General features: G+C 70.2%; 6 protein-coding genes and 1 pseudogene. 6 read left to right on the top strand and 1 reads right to left on the bottom strand.

From position 1 onward, the window contains the following. Positions 1–270: 270 nt before the first annotated feature. Positions 271–693 (bottom strand): aspartate 1-decarboxylase, encoded by a 423-nt coding sequence (gene panD, locus EF903_RS02750; RefSeq protein ID WP_125540972.1) that lies wholly within the window; start codon positions 691–693, stop codon positions 271–273. Positions 694–1,005: 312 nt separating this feature from the next. Between panD and EF903_RS02745 the strand changes: the two are divergent. The 6 genes and pseudogenes from EF903_RS02745 to EF903_RS02725 all read left to right on the top strand — a co-directional run. Continuing rightward, positions 1,006–1,191 (top strand): annotated as a pseudogene (locus tag EF903_RS02745) (thioredoxin-disulfide reductase); the annotation flags it as partial. A gap of 132 nt (positions 1,192–1,323) precedes the next feature. Beyond that, positions 1,324–2,328, top strand: a complete 1,005-nt coding sequence (locus tag EF903_RS02740) for a hypothetical protein (protein ID WP_260614735.1) — start codon at positions 1,324–1,326, stop codon at positions 2,326–2,328. After that, the gene (locus EF903_RS34955; protein WP_260614734.1) at positions 2,306–2,662 is read left to right on the top strand and encodes a hypothetical protein; all 357 of its coding nucleotides are present in this window, start codon (positions 2,306–2,308) and stop codon (positions 2,660–2,662) included. Before EF903_RS02740 ends, EF903_RS34955 begins: the two co-directional genes overlap by 23 nt. Before the next feature lie 317 nt (positions 2,663–2,979). Next, positions 2,980–3,453: a hypothetical protein gene (locus tag EF903_RS02735; RefSeq protein ID WP_260614733.1), complete on the top strand. Its 474-nt coding sequence runs from the start codon at positions 2,980–2,982 to the stop codon at positions 3,451–3,453. Between the two features lie 581 nt (positions 3,454–4,034). Further along, complete coding sequence (locus EF903_RS02730) at positions 4,035–6,938, top strand: type I restriction endonuclease subunit R (protein WP_125540970.1); 2,904 nt, start codon at positions 4,035–4,037, stop codon at positions 6,936–6,938. Next, positions 6,935–9,844 (top strand): N-6 DNA methylase, encoded by a 2,910-nt coding sequence (locus EF903_RS02725; RefSeq protein WP_125540969.1) that lies wholly within the window; start codon positions 6,935–6,937, stop codon positions 9,842–9,844. Before EF903_RS02730 ends, EF903_RS02725 begins: the two co-directional genes overlap by 4 nt. Positions 9,845–9,854: the final 10 nt, after the last annotated feature.

Here is a 9,854-nt window from a genome sequence, read left to right as displayed (position 1 = left end):
GCGGGGGCACCGGGTCCGGTTCGGGGAACGGCGCGGGCTCCGGCGGCTCCGGCCGCGGCACGGGCTCCGGATCGGGGAACGGCCCGGGACCCGGCCCCGGCGTGGGCGGCGGCACCGGAGTCGGCTCCGGGACGGGCGGCTGCGTCTGCTCGGCAGGGACGTGGATCGACATACGGCCCGCCTTCCCCCGATTCACGAGCCCACGCCTGCGGACACGGTCCTCCGGCGCGACGGCGCCGCCCGAGGCGCCGACCGCCTCAGCCGGCCGCCTCAGCCGGCCGCCACGGCGTGGGGGCTGCGCTGCTGGTCACTGCCCGGCACGGGCGCGGAGGGATCCCCGCCCAGCTCGACGATCCGGTTGTCGGCGTCGACGTGCACGACGCGCGGCCGCATCGCCCGCGCCTCGGCGTCGTCGACCTGGGCGTAGCTGATCAGGATGACGAGATCGCCGGGATGCACGAGATGCGCGGCGGCCCCGTTGATCCCGATCACCCCGGACCCGCGCTCCCCCTCGATGACGTAGGTCTCCAGCCGGGCACCGTTGGTGATGTCGACGATGTGCACGAGCTCCCCGGGGAGCAGATCGGCGGCGTCCAGCAGATCGGCATCGATGGTCACGGACCCGACATAGTGCAGGTCGGCCTGCGTGACGGTGGCGCGGTGGATCTTGGACTTGATCATGGTGCGCAGCAATTTGAGCTCCTAGAAGACGGCTCCCTGCCAGCTTTCTGCAGGTCAAGGGCGTTCTGCACTCTACACCGGGAGGCGTCAGGTCGGAGATCTAAAGGAAAATCCACCCCCTCGGACGAGAAGGCTTCTGGCCTGCACTGCCGTGGGCATCAGGCCGTCGTGACGCTGCCGGACCGGGCTTCGCGTCGGCCAGACTCTCCGGAACGTGGGGGACTGATGCTGACCAGATGCTGACTTACCTGACGGCACGTCACTCAGACGTGCCGATCCCCCAGCGGCCGACCGCCAAGGCCTGCAGGACCGGTCCCTGTGCCTGCCTCCCCCTCAACCCGTACGAACGCCCCTGGCGTCTTCGCCGCCGGCGACGTCGTCGACCACACCCACGCCAAAGCCATCACCGCAGCCGGTTCGAGCTGCGCAGCGGCCCTGGACGCCGAGCGCTGCCTCGACGCCATGAGCGACAGCAGCACGGACGCCGGCATGGCGCAGGTCAACGCCTGACTGGCTGGCCCCCGTACCAAGGTGGGGCCGACGCCGACGATGTGCGCGCTTACGCCCTTCATGCGCCCCTGCTCCCCCACGTAACTTGCGACACCGGCCTGTACCACCCGTACGAACGTAGGGGGAAGCAGCTTGAAGCGAGCAGACGTGCTGAGGGATCTCGCGCAGCCGTGGAACGTGGCCGTTCACTCGACATCGGACCTCGCGGGCAGCGTTGCCAAGGCTGCGACCGCGGACGACAAGGCCAAGCGGGAGAAGAACCAGGCCCCTCTGCGCCGCAAACCAGAGCTTCGGCCGCTGCCCGTGAAGTCACTCGGTCTGTCGCTCCAACTGACTCCATGGGACGTACTCCACGCCCTGGGCCGGGCCAACGTCCTCGCCCGCCAAGGCGCAGGGCGAGGACTTGCCGAGCACTGGGCCAGCCTGAAGTACTGCCAGGCCCTCACCGGCAACGACGGGCGCTACATGGCACTGTCCAGCGAGGGCCGTAACCCCAGGCGCCACTACGCGGCCACACAGTCGGGCGAGCTCGGCATCGGTCTCGCCCTGGCCCTCGCCCGGCGCGTACTCGCCGCTCAGTACCCGGACCACTCGGTCTCGGTCATCGACGCCGAGATAGCCATGCGTGCCGGCTGGGAGCTGACCGGCAGGGAAGCCGGACGCAGCAGTGCCCCGCGCCGGCCGGGCTTCTTCCTGGAGGTGTGGAAGCCGGGCGAGCCGTCCCGGGTCATCCCGGTCACCTGCAAGGGCACGCACGGAAACGCCGCCCAGGTCCACAAGCAGCTGGCCACCGCCTCCGCCGACGTGGAAGGCATCCACATCGGCGCGTACAACGAGACACCGGCCTTCGTCTTCGGCACCACGCTCCCCAAGAAGAGCGAGAGCATCACGCTCTACCTGCTCCACGCCCCAGGCGACGGCACCCTGGCAGATGCGAAGGACCTCTATCTCGACCCTCCCGTCGAGGACCGCAGCATCCGGCCCGGCATCGACGCCCCGACCAATCCGAACGAGGAACCACCGGTCGGCTACCACGTGCGTCCCGAGGAGTGCGGCTGGTTCGGCCGAGTCCTCGCCCAGGCGGATGCCGCCGGCCTGATGGCCTTCACCGGAGGTGGCGAACCCACCGCCCGGTAACCTCACCAAGCGCCAGGGCAAAGGCCACTTCGAGACGTTCACCCACGCCGGCACCGGCATCGTCCAAGACGTCACCCACACCATCCACGGCAGGACGTTCGTGGGCACCGATCACGTCTTCCGCCTCAACGGCGTCCGGGTGGAGGCCTTCTCCGGCCTGGCGGAGAACCTCTTCGGCCACCTCCGGGACGGCAGGGTCGACCAGTACCGCCACGAGACCAACGCCCTCCGCGACTCCTGGCCCACCGACCCCTGGGACGCCAAGTGGCGCGGCCCCGTCTCCATCCACCCCGACGGCACCGTCATGGCCCTGCGCCGCCTCCGCCTCCGCTGATCACCACTGCTGTCAGGCCTTCGGGGAGCCGGACGGCTCCCCGAAGCCTTCGAACGGCTAACGCGTGGATACACGGGCCAACGGGCGCCCTGCCGGGCGCCAACAGCTCTGCGAGCGAAGAGGGCCAAACGTGGATGGCTTCCGGCCATTATTGTCCGGACGCAGTGAGACACAGCCGGACGCAGGCGGACACAGCCGGACGCAGTGAGACGGCTTCTGCGGCGTTCCGCCTGGCCGGTCTGCGTCTGCCTCTCGTTTTGACGGGAGCGTGCTACGCAACACTTCACGTCATGCCGAGCTTTCAGCAGAGGAAAGCCGTGGGGGACGCCCACGAGCAGCGCATCGCCCAGGAACTGACCGCGCGCGGATGGGCGGTCAACCCGTGGGGGCAAGGAGTCCTCACCCAGCCCGTTCAAGCCGCACTCCGACAGACCGACAGCTCTCTTCGGTGGACGCCCGACCTCCTTGCCGCTAAAGAGGGCCGCGTCGCATTGATCGACTGCAAGAGCAGCATGACCAGTCGGGCGACGCACCGCCACGCGATCGAGAGCGCCGCGGTCGACGCGCACCTCCAGCTCGTCGCGTGGACCAGGCTGCCCCTCTACTACGTGTTCGACAACCTCGACGTCCTCACCCCGTACGACGCCCTCACCGCAGGACAGACCGGCCCCCGCTCGGTCCGAACAGGCTCGGGCGCGCCGTACCTGCTCGTACCTACGACGCTCTGCCGCCCCTTCGACACCGCGTTCGGCCCGCGAAGGAATCCGTCCGTCGCAAGCGACGCCGCCTGAGCCCAGCGCCGCGCCAGACACGCTGCTCGGTACGGCGCTCATACCGAGCAGCGTTCGGCTTCGACCCCCGCCGGAGTCATGCAGCGGGACACCACCCGCTCTGTGAAAGCCCAGCGAGGCGTCGTTGGCCATCCCGATCGCCTTCAAAGGCAGCCGCAGCAACGCCGCCACATCTCACACCCAACTGGCGTCCGCCTCCGCGGGCAGTTGCTGTTCGGCGTCGAGAATCCCCCACACCCCAAGGAGACGCCCCCGGCGCTCACGAGTTGCTCGGCAGTGCGACACCAGGCTCCGCTCGACTGACGAATTCACACGCCGGCACGGCTTCCCCCAGACGCCGATGGGGTCCGGCCGACCGACCACGACGACCAGGCCGCGGGTGGCAAGCTTGCCCAGGTAAGCCTCGTCCCTGCTGTCTGGTCACCTTCTAGGACAACATCGACGACGCCACTTGGAGGTTCCCTCAGGTCGGACCCAAAGTCGAACCTGAGGCGATAGATTTGAGGTGCTTGATCAACACCGTGCCACGGTCGCCGGTGACGCTGACGAAGAGCGAAGGGAACGTGGGCCGAGTGCACCAAGTGGCTGCCGAGGAAGCCCTGGCGGAGCTGGCCGCCGCTTCCGCAAACTTCGGCTTTCTGCTGCCGCTGGAGCCCCTCCTACTGCTGTACGGCGCGGGTGCTGAGGCCGTCGCGCACGACCGCCCGAAACGGTCCCTCGCCCATGCCCGGCAGTTCGCCGAGGTGCTGACTGCGGAGTCCGCCCGGCTGCTCGGCTCGGATTCCGCAGTCGGCCCGGTGCACCACGTGCTGGCCGAACTACGACGCTCCGGCGACCCCGCCCCGGACAGCGAGGCCGGAGCAGATGACCGGTCCCGTGCCCAGCGCTTCGTACGCCACTGCTTCGAGCTGGGCGTCTGGTACTTCCGACTACGGACCGGAGTGCGTGACGCGCTGTCCTTCGTCCCGCCTGCCGAGTGGGACGACATGCCGGCGAGCTCACCGCGCCGACACGTGGCCATATGCGAGCCGGTGACCGACCGGGGCACCTGGGTCGCCCTGCTCGAGGAGTACGTCCCCGTGCTGCGGCGAACCTTCGACCGGCGTACGCCCGTCGGGACGTCCACCAGCGCGTCCCTGAAGGCGCGTTCGGCCCTCCTGGAGGCAGAGTGGCGCGTCGTGGAGCTGCTGACCGAGGCGGGATGGACCGTACGGGATGATTCGGACCCGCTGGACGAGCTACCAGTGCGCGGGGTCGCGATGAGGGGCACGGCGCAACCGGACTGGGCGGCGGGACCGGACTACGTGCTCCGCGTCGACGGCCAGCCAGTAGGCACCGTCAAGGTGTGGCACCCCCGCGAGGACCTGCGCGCGGCGATCGCATGGACCCGTGAGGCCGGCACTCCGTCGACGGCGTTTGCAGAGCAGCGGATGCCCTACACATACGCCACCGACGGCGTCCGGGTGCTGTTCCGGAATGGGGACGACCCCGAGCCGCGCCCCCGGGAGGTCTTCACCTTCCACCAGCCGGATACCGTCGCCCGCTGGCTGCGCGAAGCCGCGACCGACCCCCAGGCGCCAACATTCCAGGGCCGCGTGCGCCACCGTCTTCCGGACCTCGGTGATGACGGCTACCCCCGGGACTCCCTCGGGCCGGTGCAGTACGAGGCGGTGCGGGCGTTCGAGAGCTCGCTGCGCCGGGGCGAGCGCCGGGCCATGGCCCAGATCGCTGTTGGGGGTGGCCGGACGGTTACGGCCGTCGCCGCAGCCCACCGTCTGCTGCGGCACGCCCGAGCCCGCCGGATCCTCTTCCTGGTCGACCGGCTGGAGCTCGAGAACCAGGCGCTGGCGACCTTCGCGGCCTACTCTGGCCCCGGCGACGACGGCCGGAAGTTCACCGAGTCGTACCGGGTGGAGCGGTTGGGCCCGGACGCCGTGCCACCCCACGGAGTCGTCGTTAGCACCGTGCCGCGGCTCCACAACGCCCTGTGCGGAGACAATCCGGCGTCTGGAGTCCGCTACCGGCCCGATCTGCCCCCCGAGTCCTTCGACCTCGTCATCGCCGACAACTGCCACCGGTCAGTCTCCCCCCGATGGCGTGCGCTATTCGACTACTTCGACGCCCCGGTGCTCGGCCTGACGGCCACCCCGACGGACCGGTCTCTGGAAGTCTTCCAGGGCAATCTCATCAGCTCCTACACCTTCGAGGACGCCGTCGCCGACGGCCGGGCCGTGGACGTCACCATCTACCGTGTCGGCAGCCTCCGCACGCGACCAGAGCGGGCGGCCGAAATACTGGAGGAGGAGTTCGACCCCGACGTGGAGGGCCCCCTCGGGCACGGTCGCTCCGGGGTGAGCGGCAAGGCGCTACACGCCGCGCTGACGGCGTTCAAGGAGGGGCTGCCGTCGATGTTCCCCGAGCGGGCGAGGCCCGGTACCGGGGACGTGTCGCTGCCCAAGACCGTCGTCTACGCGGCCGACGACCGGCATGCGGACGAGGTGGTCGACGCGGTGCGCGCGGTCTTCGGGCAGGGGCCTGGCTTCTGCCAGAAGGTGACGCTCAAAGGCGGATCGTCGTACCGGCTGCTCTCGCAGTTCCGTAACACCGTCGAACCGCGAGTCATCGTCGTGGTGGACCTGCTTACCGGGACGGACATCGCCCCTGTCGAATGTCTGCTGTTCCTGCGGGACGTCAAGTCCTCATATCGCTACTTCCAGATGCTCGCGGTCGGGACGCGCCCCATCGCCTCGGCGGCACTGAGGGCGGTCACCCCCGGCGCGTCGGCCAAGACCCGGTGCGTGGTCGTGGATCCGGTCGGCGTCGCACGACACCATTCCAGTCGGCCTTCCACGACGCGGAAGCGGGGGCGGGGTCGGGGGAAGGACGCGGACGAGGCCCCGAACCCGGCCGCCCTCGCAACAGTCGACGACGCCGAGGTCATGGAGCGCTGGCAGTCCTTCCTGCGGGCGGGCAATGCCGCGGCGCGGGATCTAATCACCGTCACAGGGGGCCTGTCCGAGGAAGATTTCCGCAGGCTTCGCTCGTGGGCCGAGTCTCTGGCACGGCCGCCCCACGGCCTGACGGCGGAGCGGATCTGGAGCGCCTACGAACGCGTCGGTGTCGCTGTGCCGGATCCCCGTCGGCCGCGGGCACCGAAGGGGCCTGCGGACCTCCTTGCCCTCGTCCGGTACGAAGCGGGCCTGGAGCCGCGCCCGCGCCCCTACCGCGACCAGGTCTTCGACCGGCTCGACGCATGGATCGACCGCCAAAAGCGCCGGGGACGGTCCTTCGACTCCGACCAGGTCTGGTGGATGGAACACATCGCGGACGGCACGGCGGCCGGCGGACACTTCGCCGCTGCGTCTCTCGACGCCGTTCCCTTCACCGTCAGGGGCGGCACGTCGGGTTTCCTGCGCGCCTTCGGGGAGCACGGGGAGCAGGGTGCGGTCCGCCTGCTGGACGAGTTGCGGAGCGTGCTGGCGTGAGGACGGGACTGCCGCCCGGCTGGACCGAGGTTCCGCTGGGCGAACTGTTGCGCGAGCCCTTGGCGGCGGGCCGGTCCGGTCAGGCCGTCCCGGGAGGGGTGCCCGTCCTCCGCCTGCCCGCGCTCCGGTCGGCGACGGCCGACCTCACCGAGTCCCGGGAAGGCCCGTGTGCCTCGGCAGCGGAAGCGGAAGCGGCCGGCCATCTGATCCGGCCGGGCGACATCCTGATGAGCCGCAACGACGGGCCGGGGGCGCGGATCGGGCGGGCCGCCCTCGTCGGCGAGACCACCGGGCCCACGACGTACCCCGCCACCATGGTCCGGGTGAGGGTCGACGAGCGGCTGATCGACCCCGAGTACCTGGTGTTGGCATGGGACTCCCGCGTCGTACGGCGCCAGATCGAGTCGTCCGTACGTCAGGGTGCCGGCCTGGGGCACATCGCGGCACGGGATCTGGAACGGGTTCGGCTGCCGCTGCCCCCACGATCCGAGCAGGAGCGGATCAAGACCTCTCTCGCCTTCTGGCTCGTCCGGGTCGACGAGGAGGAAGCCGCCGTCCGCGACACCCTGCGACAGGTGGAAGACCTCCGCACCCTCGTCATCGACCAGGGACTCCTCGGCCACACCACGACCGGGCCGCACGCGGGCCCGGAGCCCTCCGCGGCCACGCACCGCGCTCCCCTGCCCGCCATCCCCCTGGGATGGCGCTGGGTCGCCCTCGGCGAGCTGGCCGAAGTCGTACGCGGGCCCGTGACGAACAGCCGGCATGCCGACGATCCGTACGGCGTCGAAGTGGGCTCCCTGCGCCCGGCCGAACTCCGGGGCGAGCGCTGGGCACACAAGCAGATGCCGACGGTGCGGCTGGACGCCCGTAGAGCGGAGGCGACCCGGTTGAGCCCTGGGGACGTCCTTTATGTGCTGAGTGGACAACCCGACAGCCTCGGCCTCGCCCGAGTATGGGAACAGGACTCCTCCCACCTCATGTACGTACCGAACCACCACGTGGCACGGGTCCGCATAACCGGGGACGCCCTGCACCCCCGGCTGCTCGCCCTGTACGCGAACGGTCCCGGACGAAGCTGGCTACGGGACGCCGCACGGAGCACAGCTGGCCTAGCCTCCCTGGGCCTCGACCAGCTGCGGCAGATGCCCATCCCCGTGCCTCCACTCGCCGAACAGGGCACGCTCCTCGCCTCCTTGGAGGCGTGGAACAGCGAACTCAACTCAGTTACGTCCTCGGCCGAGGAAGCCCTGGCGATGGCGTTTCGGCTGCGCGACGGCTGCCGGGAGCAGGCCCTCACGGGCAGCCTGCCCCACGGCGCGGCGCCGAGCAGCGAGAACGACGTACGACTCAAGGGAGCAGTGACCGTGCCGCCGACGACGCCCACCCGACGGTCTGTCAACCGACCTTCCGAGGTGGAGCGCCGGGCCGAGCACCTCTGGTCCTTCTTCCCGCCACTGAGCGACGATGGTCTAACAGCCCTGGAGTACGGCGAGCAGGTGACATACCTGCTCTTCCTCAAGGCGGCACAGGAGTTGCGGCACCGGCCCCTCAACCGCGTTGACGTCCTGGGGCGCGACGCCTGGGACGAGCTCGCGCTACACGAGGGCACGGACCTGATCCGGTACTACGGCGCCCTCCTGGCGGAGCTTGGCGAGCGCGGCGGCGTGATCGGCCGCATCTTCCACAAGGCCCAGAACCGGCTACGCCGCCCGATGCACCTCCAGAACCTGATCCAACAGATCGAGGAGGGGCTCTCGTGGTGGGACAAACGGCCGGAGTGGCGCGCGCCGGTCTTCGACGCGTTCCTCGCCCGGTGTGCTCAAGACCACCGGACCGCCGCAGGCCAGTACTTCACCCACCGGCAGCTGATCGACGTCATCGTCGCGTGCTGCCGTCCGACCGTCGAAGACACGATCGTGGACCCGGCCGCAGGCACCGGGGGATTTCTGGTGCGGTCCTTCGAGCACATCGCCCGACACCTCCCGCCGGGCGTCCCGCCCGCCCAGCGGGAACAGCTGTCCCACGGCGCGATCCGCGGGACGGAATTGGTGGACGCGACGGCGCGCCTCGCCAGCATGAACCTGTTCTTGCACGGCGTCGAGCGCCTCGACGGCAACCCGGCGGCCATCGAGGTGCGGGACTCCCTCACCGCGAGCCCCCGCCGCCAGGCCACCCTCGTCCTCGCCGATCCGCCGCTGGGGCAGCGACGCTGGGTGCCCCCGTCCACCGGCGCACCCGACCTCCATGGCCCTGAGGAGCTCGCCCTCGCCCGGCCGGACTTCTGGGCGGCCACCAGCCATCAGCAGCTCAACTTCATCCAGCACATCTACACCCTGCTGGAGATCGGCGGCCGGGCCGCCGTTGTCGTACCGGACGGCGTCCTCTTCATGAGGGGCGCCGGGGAACGGGTACGGAGACAGTTGCTGAAACAGTGCGACGTGCACACCCTGCTCCGCCTCCCCACCGGGTTCTCCGGAGGCTCCTCGGGGGTAAAGCTCAATGTCCTGTTCTTCGAAAAGGCCGCGGCCCGCCCCGACGGATCGCCAGCGACCCGCCACCTCTGGGTCTACGACGCGCGGACCGGAGACACGGCCGTCGCCGATTCCCCGGAAAGCTCAGGTCTCGACGCGTTCGTCGCTGCCTACCGGCCCGGGCACCCGCCCGACTCCCGGGTCGCGTCGCGGGCCTTCAAGCCCTACTCCGTCGACGCACTCCTCACCAGGCCCGACGTCAACCTCGACCTCGGCGCCGACCTGGGCGAGCAGGAGCCGGGGGACACTCCAGAGCCGCATCTGATCGCCCAGCAGATCTCCGGGCGGCTGGAGGATGCCTGGCGACGGTTCGCCAGGCTTGCGGAGGAGCTCACACCGCCGCGCGATGCCCGCACGTTCCGGTCCGGCTGAGGGGGATCCG

Origin of the sequence: Streptomyces sp. WAC05292, assembly GCF_003949955.1 — a bacterium.
In the GTDB taxonomy this organism is placed as follows: domain Bacteria; phylum Actinomycetota; class Actinomycetes; order Streptomycetales; family Streptomycetaceae; genus Streptomyces; species Streptomyces globosus.
This window is presented reverse-complemented; position numbering and strand designations above follow the sequence as displayed.